This is a genomic window from Streptomyces sp. NBC_01092 (genome assembly GCF_045039535.1).
GTDB lineage: Bacteria > Actinomycetota > Actinomycetes > Streptomycetales > Streptomycetaceae > Streptomyces.
Map to the genome: position 1 here is coordinate 7,476,778 of NZ_CP108659.1, position 21,637 is coordinate 7,498,414.

Sequence of the window (21,637 nt, forward strand, 5' to 3'; positions counted from 1 at the left end):
GGGGCGTGCGAGGCGTGAGTAAATGACGGCTTCGTATACGCGTCAAGGGGTCGCGCGTTCACGAGATGAAGGGACAACGCCACTGATCCGGCCAGGACTTGAGCGCGTACCGGTTCTGACGTGAAGTCTTGACGCCAAACCGCACCCCCAGTTAACTCAAGGCGTGAGGTAAGTCATAAGTGGACCATGAGAGTCGAGGGACGTTCCATGCGAAGAACCGCCCTGCTCGTCTCCGCCGCCCTCTGCACCACCCTGCTCCCGCTGACCGCCGCCGCGCCCGCGTCCGGCGCCGACGACCCCGCCCCGGTCCCCGTGGACCGCTTCGAGGGCGAGGTCCCCTTCGCGCGCCCGCCCGCCGAGGGCCTCTTCACCTGGGGCAGCGACAACGACGACCCGCCGGCCCTGACGCTGACCGCCCGCGACGACGCACCCGAGGGCGGGAAGGTCCTCACCGGCAGCTACGACATCAGCGGATACGGCGGCTTCACCCACGACTTCGCCTTCGCCGAGCCGGCCCACGACTGGTCCGCGCACAAGGGCATCCGCCTGTGGTGGGAGGGCCAGGACAACGGCAAGAAGATCCCCTTCGAGCTCAAGGACGGCGGCGCGAACGGCGAGGCCTCCGAGCTGTGGACGACCTCCTTCACCGACGACTTCAGCGGCTGGAAACAGATCGAGCTGCCCTTCACCGACTTCACGTATCGCACGGACTACCAGCCCGTCGGCGGCATCGACCACATCCTCGGCCTCACCGGGACGTGGGGATATTCGGTCACCCTCCCCGTCGGCGGCCCGGGTCAATTCGCCATGGACGGCGTGGAGTTGTACGGCAAGGCCGACCAGTCGCTGCGCGCCTCCGTCACCACCGACGCGGCCGTGTACCCGGTGCGGGAGGGCGGCACGGCGGCCGTGCGGATCGCGGTCGCCACCACCGGGTCCGCCCCGCTCGCCGAACCCGTGACGGTCACGTACGAGACCGCGAGCGGCAGCGCGGACTCCGGCAAGGACTTCACGCCGGTCAGCGGCACGGTCACCTTCCCCACCGGCACGGTCTCCGGCACCTCGCGCACCGTCCGCGTCCCCACCCTCAAGGACAGGTCCGCCGAGCCTGCCGAGACGATCCCGCTGAAGCTGACCGTCACCGGCGCCAAGGCCCCGGCCGAGACCCCGCAGATCGTCGTCGACGCGCACGGACTGCCTTATCTGAACAGCGAGTTGCCGGTGCAGCGGCGCGTCGCCGACCTGCTCTCCCGGATGTCCCTGGCGGAGAAGGCCGGCCAGATGACGCAGGCCGAGCGCGGCGCCCTGTCGAACGCGGGTGACGTGGCCGCGTACGACCTCGGCTCGATCCTGTCCGGCGGCGGCTCCACCCCGACGCCCAACACCGCCGAGGCCTGGGCCAGGATGATCGACGGCTTCCAGCTGCGGGCGCAGGCGACGCGCTTCCAGATCCCGCTGATCTACGGCGTCGATGCGGTGCACGGCCACAACAACCTGGTCGGCGCGACGATCATGCCGCACAACGTCGGCCTCGGCGCGACCCGCGACCCGGACCTCGCCTACCGGGCGGGCGCGGTGACGGCCGCCGAGACCCGGGCCACCGGCATCCCCTGGGACTTCGCGCCCTGCCTGTGCGTGACGCGGGACGACCGCTGGGGACGGGCGTACGAGTCCTTCGGCGAGGACCCGGCCCTCGTCGAGTCGATGGAGACGATCATCCAGGGCCTCCAGGGCGCCGCGAATGGCAAGGACCTCAAGGACGACGACAAGGTCCTCGCCACCGCCAAGCACTTCGTCGGCGACGGCGGCACCGGGTACGGCTCCTCCACCAACGGCACCTACACGATCGACCAGGGCGTCACCAAGGTCACCCGGCAGGAGCTGGAGGCCGTGCACCTGGCGCCGTTCGAGACGGCCGTCGACCGCGGTGTCGGCACCGTCATGCCGTCGTACTCCTCGCTCGACCTCGTCGGCGACGGACAGGGCCCGGTCAAGATGCACGCCCGCGCCGACATGATCAACGGCGTGCTCAAGGACCGCATGGGCTTCGACGGCTTCGTGATCAGCGACTGGAACGGCATCGACCAGATCCCCGGCGACTACGCCTCCGACATCCGTACGTCGGTCAACGCCGGCCTCGACATGATCATGGCCCCGTACGCCTTCCGGGACTTCCACACCACGCTCGTGAAGGAGGTCCAGGCCGGGCGGGTCAGCGAGGCGCGGATCGACGACGCCGTCTCCCGCATCCTCACGCAGAAGTTCCGGCTGGGGCTCTTCGAGAAGCCGTACGCCGACACCAGCGGCGCGTCGAAGATCGGGTCCGCCGGACACCGGGCCGTGGCACGGGAGGCCGTGGCCGAGTCGCAGGTGCTGCTGAAGAACGCCGGCGGGGTCCTGCCGCTGAAGAAGTCGCAGAAGGTGTACGTCGCCGGATCCAACGCCGACGACATCGGCAACCAGAGCGGCGGCTGGACGATCACCTGGCAGGGCTCGTCCGGGGACATCACGCCCGGCACGACGATCCTGGAGGCGATCGGCAAGAACTCCACCGCCCTCACCTACTCCAAGGACGCCTCCGAGCCCCTGACCGGCCACGACGTCGGAGTGGTCGTCGTCGGCGAGACCCCGTACGCCGAGGGCGTCGGTGACGTCGGCAATGGCCACGACCTCCGGCTGAGCGCCGCCGACCAGGCCGCCGTGGACAAGGTGTGCGGCGCGATGAAGTGCGCCGTGCTGACCGTCTCCGGACGCCCGCAGCTCATCAACGACGAGAAACTGTCCGGGATCGACGCCCTGGTCGCCTCCTGGCTGCCGGGCACGGAGGGCGACGGCGTGGCGGACGTGCTGTACGGCAAGCGGCCCTTCACGGGGCAGTTGCCCGTCAGCTGGCCCCGGTCGGAGGCCCAGCTGCCGATCAACGTCGGGGACGCCTCGTACGACCCGCGCTTCCCGTACGGCTGGGGCCTGACCACGCTGACCAAGGTGCCCGGGGGCGGTGCCACGACGCTCAAGGCGCTCGGCATCGCGGCCAGGGCCGCCGAGAAGGCCGGGGCGGACCAGGTGGGCCGCACGCTCGTCGGCAAGGCCCGGCTGATCGTCCAGCAGCGGGCCGCCGGGGCGGGGATCACCGAGGCGGTGGCGAAGCCCTTCGCCGAGGCCGACCATCTGCTGCTGACCGGCCGGTACGGGTCGGCTGTGGAGAGGCTGAGCGCGGCGTACCGCGCGGCCTGAGCCGCCGTACGGCACGCGGCGGGATGCCGTGCGGCCGCCGGTCCCGGTGGGAATCCAGCCACCGGGACCGGCGCCTTTGCCGGTCTCATCAGGTAGCGTCGACAGTATGAGGATTCCGCTCTTCCGGAGCCTCATGCGCTCGCTGATCGTGCCGGCCGCCGCGACTGTGGCGGTGCTCATGGCAGGCACGACCGGCGCACATGCGGCCACTGACCTGTCCCGGGTGGCCGAGGCACTGCGGGACGGTCCCGTCTATGTGGACCCCGCCGCCTCGGACCAGCTGTCGTCGGCCGACGCCGAGGCGCTCGCCGACAAGATCGAGGACGCCGACAAGCCGGTGTTCATCGCCGTCCTCCCGGCCGACCAGCCGACCGAGAACCTCCTGCTGAACCTCCGCACGGAGACCGGCATCACGGGCCTGTACGGCGTCCGCGTCGGCGACCGCTTCGACGCGGCGGCCGACGCCTCGGTGATGTCCCGGCAGGCCGTGGACAACCTGGTCGCCTCGGTGCAGAGTGCCGGCGATCCCAAGGCCCAGCTGAACGACTTCGTCGACTCGGCGCTGCGCAACGTGCGCGGCACGGCACCGGCCAGTTGGAGCGACGGCGGCGGCAGCTCCGGTGTGGACGCCGGCGGTCTGATCGCCGTCGGCGTGGTGCTGGCGGCGGGCGGCGCGGGAGCGTACGCGCTGGTCCGGCGCAACCGGCGGCGCCACGAGGAGAAGCAGCGGGCGGCGCTGGACAAGCTGCGGGTCGTGGTCGACGAGGACATCACCGCGTTCGGCGAGGAACTGGAACGCCTGGACTTCCACCCGGCGGAGTCCGGCGCGGACGACACGATGCGCGCGGACTACGAGCGGGCCCTGGACTCCTACGAACAGGCGAAACGGCTGATGGAATCCGCCCGGAAACCGGAGGACGTCAAGGCGGTCACGCAGGCCCTGAACGACGGCCGGTTCTCCCTCACCGAGCTGGCCGCCCGCCGCGAGCACCGGCCCCTGCCGGAGCGCCGGCCGCCGTGCTTCTTCGACCCGCGCCACGGCCCTTCGGTGGCCGACGAGACCTGGACGCCACCGGGCGGCACCAGCCGCGAGGTCCCGGTCTGCGCGGCCGACCGCACCCGGTTGTCCGAGGGCCGCGACCCCGTGGTCCGCGAGGTCGACACGGAGCAGGGCCGCCGCCCGTACTGGGAGGCCGGCCCGGCGTACGGCCCCTGGGCCGGCGGCTACTTCGGCGGCGGCCTTCTGCCCGGCCTGCTCGTCGGCACGATGCTGGGCACCCTGATGGCCACCCCGTCCTACGGGGCCGACTACGGCGCGGGCTACGGCTACGGCGGTGGTGGCTACGAGGGCGGTGACATGTCCGGCGCGGACTTCGACAGCGGCGACTTCGGCGGTGGTTTCGGGGGCGGGGACTTCGGTGGGGGAGGAGGGTTCGACGGCGGCGGCTTCTGAACCCGCTCCTGCTCAGGGACACGTACACGTACACGGACACGCATACGGACACGGGCCCGGCGTCCGAGGACACCGGGCCCGCTGGTGCGGCACTTCGAGGGTGCCGAGGGATCAAGGTTGCCGGGAGGTCAGAGAGACGACGCGGCCGACGCGATCGCGGAGGCGAAGGTGGAGACCTCCGTGTAGACGCCGGGGGCGTTCGGGCGGGCGCAGCCTATGCCCCAGCTGACGATGCCGACCTGGATCCAGGCGTTGCTCGCGTCGCGGCGGAACATCGGGCCACCGGAGTCGCCCTGGCAGGTGTCGACGCCGCCGGACGGGAGGCCGGCGCAGATCTCCTCGTTCGCGACGAGACCGCTGTAGCCGCTGTACGAACGGCACTGGGTGTCGCTCATGAACGGCACGTTGGCCTTGAGCATGTAGCGCTGCTGGCCACCGCCCTCGGTGGCGGCGCCCCAGCCGGCGACGGTGAAGGTGCCGGTGTTGTACTGCGTGGTCGTGGCGATCTTCAGCGTCGGCAGGTTGATCGGCTGGGCGAGCTTGATGAGCGCCCAGTCCTTGCCGGTGCCGTTGTAGCCCGGGGCCCGGTACACGTACGTGGAGCGGACCTGCACCCGGCCGCTGGTGGACTGGAGGTCCACGACGCCGGCGGTGGCGGTGATGGAGGTGTTGGCGCCGGTCGAGCCCACACAGTGCGCGGCGGTGAGCACGATCTGCTGGGTGTAGAGCGCGCCGCCACAGCCCATCGAGAGCCGGACCATGAACGGGAACTCGCCCTGCGTGGCGCGGGTTCCGCCGACGACACGCGAGTCGGCGGCCTGCGCGGCCGAGACGGGCTGAAGGCTGACGATCGCGAGAGCGGCGGCGCCGAGGGCCGCGCATCTCTTGAGCGCGGTGAGGAGCTTCTTCAACGTGATGCCTTCCGTGGGGGGTTGGACATACGAACGTTCAGAGCGCTGGAATGTCGGGGGCATGCCAAGCGGGGGGAGTGAGCTCTGCTGGCATGCGCCGGTCAATTCTGTTGCTGGATTATCGGAACCCTGTGAGCGCCACCACAAGGGGCAAAATCCGGCCACGCGCGATTTTCAGGCCAGGGCCGGCCCGCCCGGGAACCGTCGTGCGTACCGTTCCCCGGCGGCGTGCCACCAGCCGGGCGGGGAGGGGCCGTTGACGACGGAGGTCGGCTGATCGGGATGCAGTCCGAGCCGCCGTACGGCACCGGCGTCGAGATGGACCGTGATCCACGCACGCCAGTGCCCGTCGGCGCCCGGCGCGCACATACGGTCCCAGCGGACCTCGCCCGCCCCGAACGGCATCCAGTCGATGCCGCGCTCACGCAGTCAGGCGTGCACGGCGACCAGGGGCCTCGGGGACCCCTTCTCGAACTCGTACGAGGCGATGACGATCCATGCGGAGGCGGAGCGGGACGGTGCGGTCATGCGGACGATGATCCCCGCGTACGGCGACCGTGCGCGCGCTCGTTTCGCCGCCAGGCAGGAAAGCTCGCGACCACCAGCGACGGCGTCACCAGCTCGCGGTGCCCTACAGGCACGACCGGTATCCGAACCGGAGCGGGACGGTGTGGTCATCGCGACCATGATGCCCGCACCCGCCGACCGTCCGCGTGCTCGTTTCGCCGCCCGGCAGCACAGCTCGCGACCGCCAACGACAGTGCCACCAGCTCGCGGTGCCCTGCATGGCGACCGGTATCCGTCCCGGAGCAGGACGGTGTGGTCATCGCGACCATGATGCCCGCACCCGCCGACCGTCCGCGTGCTCGTTTCGCCGCCCGGCAGCACAGCTCGCGACCACCAGCGACAGCGCCACCAGCACCGCGCTGACCCACAGGGGCGACCGGTATCCGAGCCCGGCCCCGATCGCCGTGCCGCCCAGCCAAGGGCCCAGCGCCGCGCCGACGTTGAACGCTGCTGTCGCGAAGCCGCCGGCCAGGGTGGGGGCGTCGGGCGCGGCGTACAGCGCCTGGGAGATGAGCGTGGATCCGACCCCGAAGGACAAGGCGCCCTGCACGAGGACGAGTCCGAGCGTCACGGCCGGTGTTCCGGCGCCGAGCGCGAGGGCGGCCCACCCGAGGCACAGGGCGCCACCGCCGCCGGCCAGCACGGCACCGGGCCACCGATCGGCGAACCGCCCGCCGACGGCGACCCCCACGAACGACCCGGCGCCGAACAGCGCGAGCACGACGGGCACCCACCCGCTCTCCAGCCCCGTCACCTTCGTGACCAGGGGCGCGAGATAGGTGAAGGTGCAGAAGGTCGCCCCGTTCACGAGGGCACCCAGGAGCAGGGTGACCCGCAGGCGAGGGCTGCGCAGCGACCGCAGTTCACCGCGCAGCGCGGGCCGCTGCGAGCCCTCGGCCGCACCGCCGGGTACGGACCGTGCCACGGCAGCGACGGCCGGCAGGGACACCAGCGCGACGGCCCAGAACGCCGCACGCCATCCCCAGAGTTGACCGAGCAGCGCCCCCGCGGGCACGCCCACGACACAGGCCAGCGTGACCCCGCCGAGCAGGGTGGACGTGGCCCGGCCCTTGGCCCCCGGCTCGACCATCCCGACGGCCGTGACGAGGGCGACGGCCAGGAACCCGGCGTTGGCCAGCGCCCCGACGACGCGGGTCGCGACCAGAACCCCGAAGCTGCCGGTCACCGCCCCCACGACATGGACGGCGAGGAACACCGCCAGAAATCCCAGCAACGCGCCCCGCCGCGACCACCGCCGCGCGAGCCCGGCCATGAGGGGCGCCCCGACCACCATCCCCACGGCGAAGGCCGAGGTGAGCGCACCGGCCGCGGGCACCGAGACCCCCAGGTCCCGGGCGATGTCCGGCACCAGCCCGGACAGCATGAACTCGGACGTCCCCTGTGCGAACACGGCGACGCCCAGCAGAAAGAGAGCGAACGGCATGAAGAAACTCCGCAACCCGAAGTCGAAGTGGAAAACGGCACGTCGAACGGCCGTCCGGTGGCGGAGTGAGCCCGGAAGCGGAAGTGAGCGCTGATCAGGCCGACATCACGAGCAGCCACCGGAGAGCCGGTGGCCGGAGTCTGGAGGCCTCGGGGCTGGACACGCAGGCAGGCTATGCGGGTCCCGGAGAGCGCGGCCACCGGATTTCCGCCGGGGAGGGCCGCCCGCGCGCTGCACGAGGACGACCGCGGCGAGACCGACGGCCAGTCCGAGGGCGGTCTGCACACCGAACGGCTCCCCGAACATCAGCGCTCCCCAGACCGCCGTGACCGGAGCCATGAGGAACATCAGCGCGTTGACCTTGGTCACCCCGGAGCGGCGCAGGATGATCCAGTACAGCCCGTACCCGCCGAAGGTGGACAGGACGACGAGCCAGACGACCGCCACCCAGAAGCCGGCCTCGGCGGGCGGCCCGGCCGTTCCGGCGCTCACGGCGAACACCGTGAACAGCACGGCGCTGGTGGCGCAGTGGACGGTCAGCGCCACCCCGGGCGCGACCGGCGTACGGGACCGGCTCTCCAGGAACGTGGCCGCCACCAGCGAGAGCATGCCGAGGAACGGGACGAGATAGGCCCACGCGGCGACACCGGTCGCGGCCATGGCGTCCGCCGTGGTGACCAGGGCGACGCCGCCCACCCCCAGGCCGAGGCCCAGCCACTGCCGACGTGAGACGTACTGCCGCAGCAGCGGTCCGGCCAGCGCTCCGGCGACGAGGGGCTGGACACCGTCGATCAGGGCCGTGGTGCCGCTGGAGACGCCGAGCTGGATGGCGTAGTAGACGGTGAGCAGATAGCCGCTCTGCGACAGCACACCGATCGCGGCCTGCCGTCCGACGTCCCGCGCGGCGAGCCCCCGCCACGACGCGCGGCCCGCCGTGACGGCGACGACGATCAGGATCGCGGCGAGCGGCAGGAACCGCCACATCAGGATCGTGACCGCGGACGCGCTCCCCGCGCCGAGCTTGGCCCCGATGAACCCGGAACTCCAGCACAGGACGAAGGCGATCGAGAGCAGGGCGTTCACGACACCACATCCAGTAGACAGATCTGTATACCTGGCTCGGATCTCGAGTATACAGATCGGTATACTTTCAGGCATGGGCACAGCACAGCAGCCGCAGCGCATCACGATGACGCGTGCCGGACGGCGCGTCCTGGAGGCCGCCGAGCGGCTGTTCTACGAGCGCGGCATCCATGCCGTCGGCGTCGACCTCATCGCCGCGGAGGCGGGGGTGACCAAGAAGACCCTCTACGACCGCTTCGGCTCCAAGGAGCGGATCGTCGTGGAGTACCTGGCCGACCGCGACGAACGCTGGAGGGCCTTCCTCGCGCGGTACCTCGACGACCACCTCGACCCGGCGGACGCGACGCCGCGGGCGCGCATCCTGGCCGTGTTCGACGCCTCCCGCGCCTGGTCGGAGGAGTACGGCTCCAAGGGGTGCAGCATGGTCAAGGCGCACGCCGAGATCAGCGACCCCGCCCACCCGGCGTTCCCGGTCATCGCCGGGCAGAAGCAGTGGATGCTGGCCCTGTTCACCCGCCTCGCCGCCGACCTGGCCCCGCAGGGCGCGGACCGCCTGGGCCGGACCCTGATGCTCCTGCACGAGGGGGCCCTCGTCGCCCACGGCCTGCAGGTCTTCCCCGACCCCATCGCGCACGCCCGCGACCAGGCAGAAGCTCTCCTACGGCAGGAGCACTCCATGTGAGCGATCAAGGTCTCCCACCTAGACTGAAGACGGCACGGGGGAGGGACGCCGACCCAGGAGGACGCGATGTTCCGGCACACCCGGCTGCCAGGGGAATCCGCCGAATACCTCGCGGCCCGCGAGGAACTGCGCCTCGCCGAGATCGAGCTGATGCACCGGCGCGAGGAGGTCGCCGCCCGGCGGCGCGCGCTCCCGCCGGGGCCGCCGCTCGACGACTACCTCTTCCTGGAGGGCCCCGCCGACCTCGATTCGGGCGACGAACCGGTCCGCGAGGTACGGCTGAGCGAGCTCTTCACGGCTCCCGAAACCACACCCGAAGCCAGGCCCGAAGCCACGCCCAAACGCCCGCTGATCATGTACCAGTTCATGTACGGCAAGGCCCAGACCGACCCCTGCCCGATGTGCACCCTGTGGATCGACGGCTTCAGCAACATCGCCCACCACGTCACCCGCAACGCCGACTTCGTCATCGCGGCGGCGGCGGACCCGCCCGTCCTGCGGACGTACGCCCGCAGCCGTGGCTGGCACCGGCTGCGGCTGCTGAGCTGCGGCGACAGCACGTTCAAGTACGACACCGGCAGCGAGGACAAGGACGGCGGACAGGACTCCACCGTCTCCGTGTTCACCCGCGACGGCGACGGCACGGTCCGCCACTTCTACTCGGTGCACCCCCGCATGTCCCCCGACATCGCTGAGCGGGGCATCGACGTGCTGGCCCCCGTCTGGCACCTCCTCGACCTGACCCCGCAGGGGCGCGGCGACTGGTACCCGAGCGTCGACTACTGATCCGGGAGACCCCGCCGACAGCGGACGGTTTCTGACCTAATTCGCCCTTACGTTGTGCGTCATGAGCCCTCACCCCGAGCCGGAATCCCGCGCCTTCGCGTCCGCCGAGGCCCTCGACGCCTGGCTGGCCGACCACCCGGCCCCGCACCCCGGCCTCTGGATCAAGGTCGCCAAGAAGGACTCCGGCATTCCGTCCGTCACCGCCGACGAGGTCAACGACGTGGCCCTTTGCCACGGCTGGATCACGGGACAGCGCAAGGGGCTCGACGCGTCGTACTACGTCCAGCGGATCACCCCGCGCCGGCGCGGCAGTCTCTGGTCCATGGTCAATGTGCGGCGTGTGCCGGAACTGGCCGCCGAGGGGCGTATGCGTCCCGCGGGCCTCGCCGAAGTGGACGCGGCCAAGGCGGACGGGCGGTGGGAGGGGGCGTACGAGTCGCAGCGCGCGGCGGAGGTCCCGGCGGAGCTGACCGCGGCACTTCAGGAGGATCCCGGCGCGCAGGCGGCGTTCGAGAAGCTCGGCAGGACCGATCGCTACCAGCTCATGCTCGGCCTTCTGCAGGCCAGGACCCCGCGCGGCCGCGCGACTCAAGTCGCCGCGATCCTCCGGGAACTGACGAAGCGCCGGTGAGCGGATCGCTCACCGGCGCTTGGTGGAGAAACGTCAGGCGTTCTTGATCGCCGAGATGTCGAAGTTCAGCTTGATCTTGTCGGAGACCAGCACGCCGCCCGTCTCCAGCGCGGCGTTCCAGGTCAGACCCCACTCGGAGCGCAGGATCTCGGCCTTGCCCTCGAAGCCCACGCGCTCGTTGCCGAACGGGTCCTTCGCGGCGCCGTTGAACTCCAGGTCGATGGTGATCGGCCGGGTCGTGCCGAGGATCTCCAGGTCGCCGGTGATGCGGTAGTCGTCACCGCCGAGCGCCTCCGCCTTGGTGGACCGGAAGGTCATCACCGGGAACTCGTCGATCTTGAAGAAGTCCGCGCTCTTGAGGTGCCCGTCGCGGTCCGCGGAGCCGGTGTCGATGCTGTCCATCTTGATGTCGAGGGACGCCGTGGACGCCGACGGGTCACTGCCGTCCAGGTGCAGGGAGCCGCTGAAGTCGAGGAATTTGCCCTTGACGTTGGTGACCATGGCGTGCCGCGCGACGAAGCCGAGGGTCGTGTGGGCCGCGTCGATCGTGTAGTCGCCGGTCAGCGCGGCCAGGTCCGGGTTGACGGCGGCGGCAGCGGTCTGGGTGCCGGCGTCGGTCGTGTCCTTGCGGTTGAAGATGCCCATGACGTGCTCCTCGGGAGGTGATGTTGAATGTTGAACTACACAACGCGGCCCACCGTAGACCTATTCCGTTCAGCGTTCAACATCTTCCAGGTGTGTCTGTGGAATTACTCGCCGTCACGTGGTAGGGCATGGACATGACCCCCACGCGCCGTGCCTTCCTGTACGCCGCCGCCCTCGTCGCGACCTTCGCCCAGGGCCCTGGAGCCACGGTCCACGCGGCGGACGCCGACCCCGAGCAGGACCCGTACGCCACCCTCCGCCGCCGCTGGCTCGGCATCGCCCTCGGCACCGGCTACGACCCGGCGACAGAGCCGTACGCCTCCCGGCTCGCCGAAACCGGCACCCTGGCCCGCGGCTACCGGGCGACCATGACCCCCACCGCGACCTCCCTCTGGCCCGGCCACCCCTTCGACCCTCCGGCCGGCATCACCCAGAGCTACAGCCGCCTGTGGACCATGACCCAGGCCTACGTCCAGCAGGGCACCGGCTCCACCGCCGACCCGGCGCTCCTCGCCGACGTCCTGCGTGGCCTCGACCACCTCTCCGCCACCGTCTACAACCCCGCCACCACCCGCTACGGCAACTGGTGGGAATGGCAGATCGGCAGCCCCCGCCTACTGACGGACATCACGGCCGCCCTGTACGACCACCTCACCGACGCCCGGATCGGCGCCGCCTGTGCGGCCGTCGACCACTTCATCCCGGACGCGACGCTGACCGACTACTCCGGCACCTCCACCGGCGCCAACCGCGTCGACCTGTGCCGCAGCGTCGCCCTGCGCGGCATCCTCGGCCGGTCCCCGGCGAAGATCGCGCTCGCCCGGGACGCCCTCTCCCCGGTCTTCCCGTACGTCACCAAGGGCGACGGCCTCTACGCCGACGGCTCCTTCGTCCAGCACACCTGGGTCGCGTACTCGGGGACGTACGGACAGGTGATGCTCGACGGACTCGGCCGGCTGTTCACACTCCTCGCCGGCTCCGAGTGGGAGGTGACCGACCCGAACCGGAGAATCGTCCTCGACAGCGTCGAGCGTGCCTACGCACCCCTCATTCACGACGGGTTGGTGATGGACAGCGTCAACGGCCGTGCCATCAGCCGGGGTTACCTCAAGAGCGACGACCGGCAGGTCATGCGCAGCGACCACTATCACGGGCAGGCGATCATCGCCGCCGTCGCCCTGCTCGCGGGCGGCGCGAGCGTGGCGGAGAGGGAGCGCTGGTACGGCCGCATCAAGGGATGGATCGAACGCGACACGACCGCACCGATCTTGACGGCACGTCAGTTGGACGTTGCCGACCTCGCCCGACTGCACACCGTCGCCGAGTCACCGGTCCCCGCGACGCCCGAACTCCCCGGCCACCACCTCTTCGCCGCGATGGACCGGGCGGTGCATCGCCGCCCGCGCTTCGTCGCGAACATCGCCATGGCCAGCGACCGCATCGCCCACTACGAGTGCGGCAACGGCGAGAACCCACGTGGGTGGCACACCGGCGCCGGGATGCTCTCCTGGTGGGCGGCCGGCCTCGACGGCCGGGCCGATCGGGCCGATCAATACACGGACTGGTACTGGCCGACGGTCGACTGGTACCGCCTCCCCGGCACAACCGTCTCCACCCTCCGGCTCCCCGACCGGGCGGGCGGCGAGTGGGGCGCGCCCAAGCCCGACGTGCGGTGGGTCGGCGGCACGACCGACGGCGAGTACGCGGCGATCGGGCAGCACCTGAAGGGACTGGGGTCGACGCTCCAGGCCCGTAAGTCGTGGTTCTGCGTCGAGGACGCGGTGATCTGCCTCGGCGCGGGGATCACCAGCGCGGACGGCGTCCCCGTCGAGACCGTCGTCGACAACCGCAACCTGGGGGAGGGCGGCAACCAGGCCCTCGTACGCGGCCGGGACTGGGCCCATCTGGAAGGCCACGGCGGCTGGGTGGTGCCGTACGGCGAACTGCGCACCCTGCGCGAGGACCGCACCGGAGCCTGGGCCGACATCAACAGCGCCGGCACGACCGAGCGCCGCACCCGCCGCTGGCAGACCCTGTGGCTGGATCACGGCACGGACCCGACGGACGCGACCTACGTCTATCTGCTCATGCCCGGCGCGGACCGCCGTGCGGTGGCCGCCCGTGCCGCCGACCAGGGGTGGCTGCAGGTCCTCGCCAACGACAGCGGGTGCCAGGCGGTGCGCGTCCCCTCGCTCGGGCTCAAGGCCGCCAACTTCTGGCGGCCGGGCACAGCGGGCCCGCTCACCGCCTCCGCCGGCGCGAGTGTGCTGCTCCGGGGCCGGGGTCGTACCGCTACGCTCTGCCTGAGCGAGCCGCCGCGCACCGGTGAGCCGGTGGAGATCATCTGGGACCACCCCGTGCGACGGGTCCTGCGGGCGGACGACTCGGTCGAGATCCTCGCGACAGGACGCCGCCTGAGGGTCCGTGTCACTCCGGGGATGGTATGCGCGACCCATCGATGTGAGGTGGCTCTCGCCTGACGGCTTTGTGCGACCCCCACAACCCGCAAGCCCTCTGACCAGTCGGAAGGGCTGCATGCGGTGATGGTTCTGTTCAGGGGTACCAGGAAATGGGTCCGGAGACTGTACGGAGTCAACGGCTCGCTTTTGTCGGTGTCCTTCGTAAGGTCGCTACATGACCGTTTTGGATGAGGCACCGGGTGAGCCGATCGACGCGCGCGGGCGGACGGCCGAGCTGCACGAGATCCGTGCGCAGGCGCTGGCCGGCCCGAGCGAGAAGGCGACCGCGGCGCAGCACGCCAAGGGCAAGCTGACCGCCCGGGAGCGCATCGAGCTCCTCCTGGACCCGGGTTCCTTCCGGGAGGTCGAGCAGCTGCGCCGGCACCGGGCCGTGGGGTTCGGCCTGGAGGCCAAGAAGCCGTACACCGACGGTGTCATCACCGGCTGGGGCACGGTGGAGGGCCGCACGGTCTTCGTGTACGCGCACGACTTCCGGATCTTCGGCGGCGCGCTGGGCGAGGCCCACGCCACGAAGATCCACAAGATCATGGACATGGCCATCGCGGCCGGCGCTCCGCTGGTCTCCCTGAACGACGGCGCGGGCGCCCGTATCCAGGAGGGCGTCTCGGCCCTCGCCGGCTACGGCGGCATCTTCCAGCGCAACACCAAGGCGTCGGGCGTCATCCCGCAGATCAGCGTGATGCTCGGCCCGTGCGCGGGTGGCGCGGCCTACAGCCCCGCCCTCACCGACTTCGTGTTCATGGTCCGCGAGACCTCGCAGATGTTCATCACCGGCCCGGACGTGGTGAAGGCCGTGACCGGCGAGGAGATCACCCAGAACGGCCTGGGTGGCGCGGACGTCCACGCCGAGACCTCCGGTGTCTGCCACTTCGCGTACGACGACGAGGAGACGTGCATCGCCGAGGTGCGCTACCTGCTGTCGATGCTCCCGCAGAACAACCGCGAGAACCCGCCCCGGGCCGAGTCCTCGGACGCGCCCGACCGCCGCAGCGAGGTGCTCCTCGATCTGGTCCCGGCGGACGGCAACCGGCCGTACGACATGGCCAAGGTCATCGAGGAGATCGTCGACGACGGCGAGTACCTGGAGGTCCACGAGCGCTGGGCGCGCAACATCATCTGCGCGCTGGCCCGGCTCGACGGACAGGTGGTCGGCATCGTGGCCAACCAGCCGCAGTCCCTCGCCGGCGTTCTGGACATCGAGGCGTCGGAAAAAGCTGCGCGCTTTGTCCAGATGTGTGACGCTTTTAACATCCCGATCGTCACTTTCCTGGACGTCCCCGGGTTCCTTCCGGGCGTCGACCAGGAGCACGGCGGAATCATCCGCCATGGAGCGAAGCTGCTCTACGCCTACTGCAACGCGACCGTCCCGCGGATCTCGCTGATCCTGCGCAAGGCGTACGGAGGTGCCTACATCGTCATGGACAGCCAGTCCATCGGTGCGGACCTCACGTATGCCTGGCCGACGAACGAGATCGCCGTGATGGGCGCGGAGGGCGCGGCCAACGTCATCTTCCGCCGGCAGATCGCCGAGGCCGAGGACCCCGAGGTCATGCGGGCGCGCATGGTCAAGGAGTACAAGTCCGAGCTCATGCACCCCTACTACGCGGCCGAGCGCGGTCTGGTCGACGACGTGATCGACCCCGCCGAGACGCGCGAAGTACTCGTCAAGTCCCTGGCGATGCTGCACACCAAGCACGCCGATCTGCCGTCCCGCAAGCACGGCAACCCCCCGCAGTAACCCACCGGTACCGCTGCGGAAACCTCTCTCACGGAGACTGACACCCATGAACCTCCCTGATATCCGCGTCGAGAAGGGCCACGCCGAGCCCGAGGAAGTCGCCGCCATCACGGCGATCCTCCTGGCCCGCGCCGCCGCCCAGCCGGCGCCCGCCGTGACCCACCGCGGCCGCGCGAAGGCCGGCTGGCGCCGCCTGGAGCGCGAGCCCGGCTTCCGGGCGCCGCACAGCTGGCGCTGAGTTCTTGAGTCTGGCCACGGCCCCGTGCTCCTCCGGGAGGGCGGGGCCGTGGTGCGTGTTCAGCTGACGGCGACATCCCCGCCGGGGAAGTTCAGCGCGCGCCGGTCGGCGGGCAGCGAACAACTCCGCGGGGAGCCGCGACGCCGTCGAGCATGGCCTCCGGCGCCGGTAGCGCCCGGCCGCTGTACTCCCGTGGCTTCACGAGCATCGGCGTCAGACCGTTCCAGTCCGTCAACTCGCCCGTGAAGGCGCCGCGGGCCGCGGTGACCGCCGGCCGGCGCACCAGCGTCGTCCTCTGCCCGAGCCCGCCTCGCCCTGCGGCAGCACCCGCGAGGAGCCCCGTAGAGCGGTCTCCACGCGCATTCCGGAGCCCTCGGTATCCGCGGTCTCCCAGTCGCTCATGTCGGCCCGCAGACGGGGCCTGATCCGTGCCGTCCGGCGCGAACAGGGAGCGGTCCGGGGGCCGTTCGAGGATGCGGGCCACCTCACCGGCCGACGTGGACGTCCGCACCAACAGAACTGCGCACGATCCGGACGTAGTACTCCACGCACTCGGTGAACAGCCGCTTGTACAGGCTGCTTTCGGCCTCGCCCGGACCGCGCAGCCGCCTCAGCGCTCATCCCCGTGTCCCCTCCCGCAAACGACTTACGGCCCCCATCCCTCCCAGCAGGAGGAACGAGGGCCGCAGCCGAAACGTGCCGGAGAGGCGGGCCGCTAGCGCAGGCGGGCCATCAGGGCGTGTTCGACCAGGGTGATCAGCGCCGACTTGGCGTCCGCGCGGTGGCGGGCGTCCGTCGTGATGATCGGGGTGTCGGGGCCGATCTGCAGGGCCTCGCGCACCTCGTCCGGGTTGTACGGCTGGTTCCCGTCGAAGCCGTTGAGGGCGATGACGAAGGGGAGACCCGAGTTCTCGAAGTAGTCGACCGCGGGGAAGCAGTCGGCGAGACGCCGGGTGTCCACGAGCACGATCGCGCCGATCGCGCCGCGCACCAGGTCGTCCCACATGAACCAGAAGCGGTCCTGGCCGGGCGTACCGAAGAGGTACAGGATCAGGTCCTGGTCCAGGGTGATACGACCGAAGTCCATGGCGACCGTGGTGGTCGTCTTGTCCCCGGTGTGGGTGAGGTCGTCGATGCCCGCCGAAGCTGACGTCATCACGGCCTCTGTGCGCAGCGGGTTGATCTCCGAGACGGCGCCGACGAACGTGGTCTTGCCCACGCCGAAGCCGCCCGCCACCACGATCTTCGCGGACGTGGTGGAGCGGGAAGGACCGCCGCTAGAGCTTGCGAAGTCCACTGAGCACCCTTTCGAGCAGTGTCACGTCTGGCTGGCCGCCGGCGTTCTCGTCGCCGCCGGGCTGATGGATCGCGACCAGTCCCGCCTCCGCCAAGTCGGCGACGAGGATCCTGGCCACGCCGAGAGGGATCGTCAGCAGGGCCGAGACCTCGGCGACCGACTTGATCTCACGGCAGAGGTTGCAGATGCGCTGATGCTCGGGCAGTTGGCCCTGCATCTGGTGCGGCTGCGCGGTGGTGTGCACCAGTGCCTCGATGGCGAGCTGGTAGCGCGGGCGCGTCCGGCCGCCGGTCATGGCGTACGGGCGCACCAGGGGGTTGTTCGACGCCCCTGCGGGCGCCGGCTCAGGGGTGCGTCGCTGCGGCTGCACCGGCTGAATACGCGGGGCCGGCGGCTGGTCGTACGGCGAGGGCCCGGGGCCCTGCGGCATGTACGGCTGTCGCTGGCTCGGCGTGGAGGGGAAGTTGTACCGGTTCTGGGAACCGTCGTTCTGGCCCTGGGCAGGGCCGTACGACCAGTTGCCCGATGACGAACCGTCTGGGGGTGTTGCCACTTTCTCTCCTCCTCCGACTGTGCCTGGCACCCATCATGTGGAGCCGCGTCCCGAAACCTTACGGCCACGGGACGCCAAAACGCACCGCTGTCTGTTAGTTGAGCAGGCTCCCTTGGAGCTCCGCACGCAGATCCGGGGTCAGGACCGTACCGGCACGGTCGACCAGAAGCGCCATCTCGTACCCAATGAGGCCGATGTCCGCCTCGGGATGTGCGAGCACCGCGAGCGACGATCCGTCGGAGATGGACATGAGGAAGAGGAATCCTCGCTCCATCTCCACAACCGTCTGGTTCACGCTCCCGCCCTCGAAGATTCGGGAGGCGCCTGCCGTCAGAGACGTCAGACCGGAGGCGACGGCCGCGAGCTGGTCGGCGCGGTCGCGCGGAAAGCCTTCGGACATCGCCAGAAGGAGTCCGTCGGCGGAGACCACCACCGTGTGCGACACCCCGGGGGTGTTGTCCACGAAGTTGGTGATCAACCAGTTCAGGTTCTGTGCCGCCTGGCTCATCGGGCTCACACTAACGCTCCTGGTTGTAGGTGCTGTCAGGACCGAAGCCCTGGCCGTTCGTTTCACTGCCCGCACTGCGACCCCGCTGGACACCGCGGCGCAGGTTGCTCAGCCTGCCCCGGACGTCCTCGGGAGCGCGGGAGACCTGTGGGCCGCCCTGGGGGGTGGCTGCGGCGGCTCCCTCGACCAGGTTGGCCTTGGGAACCCGCCGGGGCAGGCCGGAGGAGGTGACCCCGCCCGCCTTGGGCTTACGGAGCGCCGAGGCCTGCTGCCAGCGGTCGTCGTTCTGCGAACGCCAGCTGTCGCCGTTGCTCTCCGGTGTGGGGGCCGGCGACTCCTGCCGCGCGGGCCGTGCGCCGTTGGTGCCGTTCGCGAGGGAACCGCGGCGCGGAAGTCCGGCGTTGGTCATCGTGTGGCCGGCGGACGGAGCCGCTCCCGGACGGTCGAAGCCTACGCGGTCGCGCTCACTCGCGTCATCGACCTGCGCGGATTCCGCTTGCGGAGCGTACTGGTCCTGCTGTCCGCCCCGGTAGCCGTCCTGCTGCGGCCAGTCGTCCTGGTGACGCCGCTGCTCGAAGGCCGTGAAGCTCTCCGGAGCGGATGCGCCGGCAGGCGCGGGCTCTTCCTGGGCCGGTTCCGCATAGGAGGGCTCGGGGTAGCCGCCGCCGGACGAGAAGGTGTCGTTGCGCGGCAGGCCGCCGTTCGGCGCGTAGTACGTGTCGTCGTACGCCGGGCGCTGTTCCTCGTAGGACGGCATCTGCGGCTCGTCGTACGCCGCCTGCTGCTGCTCCTCGTACGACTGCTGCCGGTCGTAGCCCGCGGGCTGCTCCGGGAAGCCGTTCGGCCGGTTGTCGTAGGAGGGCTGTCCGGGGAAGTCGTCCGCGTAGGCAGGCAGCTCAGGGGTGTCCTGGCCGTGCGTCTGGGCCTCCAGGGCCGCTCGGCGCTCCTCGCGCATCAGGGAGCGGCCGACGGGGTCCAGGTCGCGCAGGTCGTCCGGGACCTCGGTGTAGCGGCTGTCGTCGAAGCCGAGCTCGGCGGCCGTACGCATCGGCTGGCCGAAGTTCTCACCCTGGAAGTTCTGCTCCGGGATGATCTGCTCGGGGATGATCTGCGAGACGGTGAACTCGTCCTGAGCCGGCTGGTAGTCGCCGCCACCACCGTGCGTGATCGCGTCCGGCAGCATGACCAGGGAGGTCGTGCCGGCCTGCTCTCCGGAGGGGCGCAGCTGGACCCGGATGCCGTGCCGGTCGGACAGCCGGCCGACCACGAACAGGCCCATGCGCTGGGATATCGCGGCGTCGACGGTCGGCGGGTTGGCCAGCTTGTGGTTGATGTCCGCGAAGTCCTCGGCGGTGAGGCCGATGCCCTTGTCGTGGATCTCGATCATGATGCGACCGTCGGGGAGACGGGTGGCCGTCACACGAACCTTGGTCTGCGGGGAGGAGAACGTCGTCGCGTTCTCCAGCAGCTCGGCCAGCAGGTGCACGAGGTCGGTCACGGCGCGGCCGTGGATCTCGGCCTCCGGGACGCCGGAGAGCTCGACGCGCTCGTACTGCTCCACCTCGGAGGAGGCGGCGCGCAGCACGTCGACCAGCGGGACCGGCTGGTCCCAGCGGCGGCCGGGCTCCTCGCCGGCGAGGACCAGGAGGTTCTCGCCGTTGCGGCGCATACGGGTCGCGAGGTGGTCCAGGCGGAAGAGGTTCTCCAGCTGGTCCGGGTCGGCCTCGTTGTTCTCCAGGTCGGTGATCAGGGTCAGCTGGCCCTCGATCAGCGACTGGTTGCGGCGCGACAGGTTGGTGAAGATCGCGTTGATGTTGCCCCGCAGCAGGGCCTGCTCGGCGGCGAGCCGGACGGCCTCGCGGTGGACCTGGTCGAAGGCGCGGGCGACCTCGCCGATCTCGTCCCGGGTGTTGATCGGGATCGGGGCGACGCGGGTGTCCACGCGACCGGGGTCGGTGCGCGAGAGCTGGTCGACCAGCATCGGCAGACGCTGCTCGGCGATACCGAAGGCGGCGTTGCGCAGCTGGCGCATCGCGCGGGACATCTGGCGGGCCACCATGCCGGCCAGGATGAACGCGGCAAGCAGGGCGACCACGACGACGGCGCCGGTGATCAGGGCGTCGCGCTTGGCGTCGTCCGAGATCGCGGACGCCTCCTGCACCGCGGCGTCGGCGAGGCCGGTCTCGAGGTCGCGGTAGGCGTTGTACTTGAGGGTGTTGACCGCCCACCAGTTCTCGGCGGTGATGCCCTGCTGGGCCAGCGCGGCGCGCTCGCTCGTGTCAGTGGAGCTCAGCTGGGACAGCGCGCCGACCATCTTGACCGGGTCGGACGGCGGCGGCACGTAGTCGGGGTCCTTCTGCTTGGCCGCCGTGGCCAGCGCGACGCCCTCGGCCTGGATCTCCTTCTTGGCGTCTTCGAGCTTCTGGATGTCCTGCTCGGTGCCACCGCTCGTGTACTCCTGGATGGCGATGCCCTCCAGGTAGGCGTACGAGGAGAGGGCGATGCGCTGCCTGGCCAGGTCTGTGGCCTTGGGGCCCGGCTTGACCAGCATGTGCATACCGATGGAGCGCTCCAGCGAGAGCGCGCCCTTGGTGAGGGAGATGGCGTAGACGGTACGGCCGTAGCTGGTGATGTTGCCGGTGCCGAGACCCAGCTCGTTGGAGAACTCCAGCAGACGGTGCTCGACCTCGACGTAGCCCTCTTCGGTCTTGACGCCGGTGAGCTTGTCGGTGTAGGCGGCCGCGCGGAGCTCGGTCAGGTCCGGCTCCACCTCGCGGAAGCGCTCCAGACGGCGTTCCAGGTTGGCCCGGTCGGGCATGTTCTGGGCGGCCTCGTCGAAGGCGTCGGCGGCCTTGTCGGTGGCGGCACGCGCCTTGACGACCGTCGGGTCGTCCTCGCCCTTGCCCTGGAGGAGGGGCGCGGCGGTCGTGTCACGCTCGACGAGCAGGGCGTCGCCGTAGGTCAGGGCGGCGGCCACCAGACGCGCGGTGTTCTCCGCGTCCTCGGCCTCCTGCCAGGTGTCGATCGAGCTCTTCACCTGGAAGCCGCCCATGACGAGGCCGACCATCACGGGTATGAGCAGGATCGCGTTCAGCCGGGTCGGCACGCGCCAGTTGCGCGGGGAGAGACGGCCGCCGCTTGGGGCCGGCGCGGCCGTTGGTTCCGATCCGGGCACATGGGCGGGCGCCGCTCCGCGCGGCGGCGGGGTGAAGTTGCCCCGGGCCGACGGCTCGGGACTGCTCTTGCTTCGCCTCACTCGACCAACAACCTTCCGGCGGGGTCGGCACCAACGTTGTGCCGCAGTGTCTCAGAGCCCAGTTCGCCATCGAGTACGTGCTACTGCGGAGTACGTCTTTGACTATTGGGCAGTTCTCGCATTCCAGCACG

At 70.6% G+C, this 21,637-nt stretch carries 18 protein-coding genes; 8 read left to right on the forward strand and 10 right to left on the reverse strand.

Annotation, left to right across the window (positions count from 1 at the left end; translation table 11 throughout):
• Positions 1-207 precede the first annotated feature (207 nt).
• Together OG254_RS34085 and OG254_RS34090 are read left to right on the forward strand one after the other, a co-directional pair.
• Positions 208-3,234, forward strand: a complete 3,027-nt coding sequence (locus OG254_RS34085; protein WP_405589478.1) for a glycoside hydrolase family 3 protein — start codon at positions 208-210, stop codon at positions 3,232-3,234.
• Positions 3,235-3,340: 106 nt separating this feature from the next.
• Positions 3,341-4,687: a hypothetical protein gene (locus OG254_RS34090; RefSeq protein WP_405589480.1), complete on the forward strand. Its 1,347-nt coding sequence runs from the start codon at positions 3,341-3,343 to the stop codon at positions 4,685-4,687.
• Positions 4,688-4,815: 128 nt separating this feature from the next.
• Here OG254_RS34090 and OG254_RS34095 read toward each other — a convergent pair whose 3' ends face one another.
• The 4 genes from OG254_RS34095 to OG254_RS34110 all read right to left on the reverse strand — a co-directional run bounded on the left by OG254_RS34095 (position 4,816) and on the right by OG254_RS34110 (position 8,692).
• Positions 4,816-5,598 (reverse strand): serine protease, encoded by a 783-nt coding sequence (locus OG254_RS34095; protein ID WP_405589482.1) that lies wholly within the window; start codon positions 5,596-5,598, stop codon positions 4,816-4,818.
• A gap of 174 nt (positions 5,599-5,772) precedes the next feature.
• Positions 5,773-6,003 carry a hypothetical protein gene (locus OG254_RS34100; protein ID WP_405589485.1) on the reverse strand — a complete coding sequence of 77 codons (231 nt, stop codon included), beginning with the start codon at positions 6,001-6,003 and terminating at the stop codon, positions 5,773-5,775.
• Between the two features lie 418 nt (positions 6,004-6,421).
• Positions 6,422-7,609 (reverse strand): Cmx/CmrA family chloramphenicol efflux MFS transporter, encoded by a 1,188-nt coding sequence (locus tag OG254_RS34105; RefSeq protein WP_405589488.1) that lies wholly within the window; start codon positions 7,607-7,609, stop codon positions 6,422-6,424.
• A gap of 105 nt (positions 7,610-7,714) precedes the next feature.
• Positions 7,715-8,692 carry a DMT family transporter gene (locus OG254_RS34110; RefSeq protein ID WP_405589490.1) on the reverse strand — a complete coding sequence of 326 codons (978 nt, stop codon included), beginning with the start codon at positions 8,690-8,692 and terminating at the stop codon, positions 7,715-7,717.
• A gap of 73 nt (positions 8,693-8,765) precedes the next feature.
• Here OG254_RS34110 and OG254_RS34115 point away from each other — a divergent pair, with 73 nt between their 5' ends.
• The 3 genes from OG254_RS34115 to OG254_RS34125 all read left to right on the forward strand — a co-directional run bounded on the left by OG254_RS34115 (position 8,766) and on the right by OG254_RS34125 (position 10,791).
• Complete coding sequence (locus OG254_RS34115; RefSeq protein WP_405589493.1) at positions 8,766-9,374, forward strand: TetR/AcrR family transcriptional regulator; 609 nt, start codon at positions 8,766-8,768, stop codon at positions 9,372-9,374.
• A 66-nt stretch (positions 9,375-9,440) separates the two neighbouring features.
• Positions 9,441-10,160 carry a DUF899 family protein gene (locus OG254_RS34120; protein ID WP_405589496.1) on the forward strand — a complete coding sequence of 240 codons (720 nt, stop codon included), beginning with the start codon at positions 9,441-9,443 and terminating at the stop codon, positions 10,158-10,160.
• Between the two features lie 61 nt (positions 10,161-10,221).
• On the forward strand, positions 10,222-10,791 hold the full coding sequence (locus OG254_RS34125; protein WP_351188282.1) for a YdeI/OmpD-associated family protein: 570 nt from the start codon (positions 10,222-10,224) through the stop codon (positions 10,789-10,791).
• A 33-nt stretch (positions 10,792-10,824) separates the two neighbouring features.
• On the opposite strand, the gene OG254_RS34130 is transcribed toward OG254_RS34125, so the two are convergent.
• Positions 10,825-11,436, reverse strand: coding sequence for a YceI family protein (locus tag OG254_RS34130; protein WP_405589499.1), 612 nt, complete (start codon positions 11,434-11,436; stop codon positions 10,825-10,827).
• Positions 11,437-11,570: 134 nt separating this feature from the next.
• Here OG254_RS34130 and OG254_RS34135 point away from each other — a divergent pair, with 134 nt between their 5' ends.
• From OG254_RS34135 to OG254_RS34145, 3 genes are all read left to right on the forward strand, one after another.
• The gene (locus OG254_RS34135) at positions 11,571-13,916 is read left to right on the forward strand and encodes a polysaccharide lyase 8 family protein (RefSeq protein ID WP_405589501.1); all 2,346 of its coding nucleotides are present in this window, start codon (positions 11,571-11,573) and stop codon (positions 13,914-13,916) included.
• Between the two features lie 154 nt (positions 13,917-14,070).
• A complete protein-coding gene (locus tag OG254_RS34140) occupies positions 14,071-15,654 on the forward strand; it encodes an acyl-CoA carboxylase subunit beta (protein WP_351188287.1) in 1,584 nt (527 codons plus the stop codon).
• A gap of 46 nt (positions 15,655-15,700) precedes the next feature.
• Positions 15,701-15,892, forward strand: a complete 192-nt coding sequence (locus OG254_RS34145; RefSeq protein ID WP_351188289.1) for an acyl-CoA carboxylase subunit epsilon — start codon at positions 15,701-15,703, stop codon at positions 15,890-15,892.
• Positions 15,893-15,983: 91 nt separating this feature from the next.
• Here the strand turns inward: OG254_RS34145 and OG254_RS34150 are convergent, their stop codons facing one another.
• From OG254_RS34150 to OG254_RS34170, 5 genes are all read right to left on the reverse strand, one after another.
• The gene (locus OG254_RS34150; protein ID WP_405589505.1) at positions 15,984-16,175 is read right to left on the reverse strand and encodes a hypothetical protein; all 192 of its coding nucleotides are present in this window, start codon (positions 16,173-16,175) and stop codon (positions 15,984-15,986) included.
• 432 nt (positions 16,176-16,607) lie between these two features.
• A complete protein-coding gene (locus OG254_RS34155) occupies positions 16,608-17,189 on the reverse strand; it encodes an ATP/GTP-binding protein (RefSeq protein ID WP_026248371.1) in 582 nt (193 codons plus the stop codon).
• Complete coding sequence (locus OG254_RS34160; RefSeq protein WP_147993968.1) at positions 17,170-17,742, reverse strand: DUF742 domain-containing protein; 573 nt, start codon at positions 17,740-17,742, stop codon at positions 17,170-17,172. The genes OG254_RS34155 and OG254_RS34160 overlap by 20 nt, the downstream gene beginning before the upstream one ends.
• Positions 17,743-17,836: 94 nt before the next feature.
• Positions 17,837-18,250 carry a roadblock/LC7 domain-containing protein gene (locus OG254_RS34165; protein WP_030948713.1) on the reverse strand — a complete coding sequence of 138 codons (414 nt, stop codon included), beginning with the start codon at positions 18,248-18,250 and terminating at the stop codon, positions 17,837-17,839.
• Positions 18,251-18,260: 10 nt separating this feature from the next.
• Positions 18,261-21,506, reverse strand: coding sequence for a nitrate- and nitrite sensing domain-containing protein (locus OG254_RS34170; protein WP_405589509.1), 3,246 nt, complete (start codon positions 21,504-21,506; stop codon positions 18,261-18,263).
• Positions 21,507-21,637: the final 131 nt, after the last annotated feature.

What these genes read in the sequence shown, in the direction of transcription:
- OG254_RS34085 (WP_405589478.1), top strand. Translation starts at nt 208, where the DNA reads ATGCGAAGAACCGCCCTGCTCGTCTCCGCCGCCCTCTGCACCACCCTG.
- OG254_RS34090 (WP_405589480.1), top strand. Translation starts at nt 3,341, where the DNA reads ATGAGGATTCCGCTCTTCCGGAGCCTCATGCGCTCGCTGATCGTGCCG.
- OG254_RS34100 (WP_405589485.1), bottom strand. Translation starts at nt 6,003, where the DNA reads ATGCCGTTCGGGGCGGGCGAGGTCCGCTGGGACCGTATGTGCGCGCCG.
- OG254_RS34105 (WP_405589488.1), bottom strand. Translation starts at nt 7,609, where the DNA reads ATGCCGTTCGCTCTCTTTCTGCTGGGCGTCGCCGTGTTCGCACAGGGG.
- OG254_RS34115 (WP_405589493.1), top strand. Translation starts at nt 8,766, where the DNA reads ATGGGCACAGCACAGCAGCCGCAGCGCATCACGATGACGCGTGCCGGA.
- OG254_RS34120 (WP_405589496.1), top strand. Translation starts at nt 9,441, where the DNA reads ATGTTCCGGCACACCCGGCTGCCAGGGGAATCCGCCGAATACCTCGCG.
- OG254_RS34125 (WP_351188282.1), top strand. Translation starts at nt 10,222, where the DNA reads ATGAGCCCTCACCCCGAGCCGGAATCCCGCGCCTTCGCGTCCGCCGAG.
- OG254_RS34130 (WP_405589499.1), bottom strand. Translation starts at nt 11,436, where the DNA reads ATGGGCATCTTCAACCGCAAGGACACGACCGACGCCGGCACCCAGACC.
- OG254_RS34135 (WP_405589501.1), top strand. Translation starts at nt 11,571, where the DNA reads ATGACCCCCACGCGCCGTGCCTTCCTGTACGCCGCCGCCCTCGTCGCG.
- OG254_RS34140 (WP_351188287.1), top strand. Translation starts at nt 14,071, where the DNA reads ATGACCGTTTTGGATGAGGCACCGGGTGAGCCGATCGACGCGCGCGGG.
- OG254_RS34145 (WP_351188289.1), top strand. Translation starts at nt 15,701, where the DNA reads ATGAACCTCCCTGATATCCGCGTCGAGAAGGGCCACGCCGAGCCCGAG.
- OG254_RS34165 (WP_030948713.1), bottom strand. Translation starts at nt 18,250, where the DNA reads ATGAGCCAGGCGGCACAGAACCTGAACTGGTTGATCACCAACTTCGTG.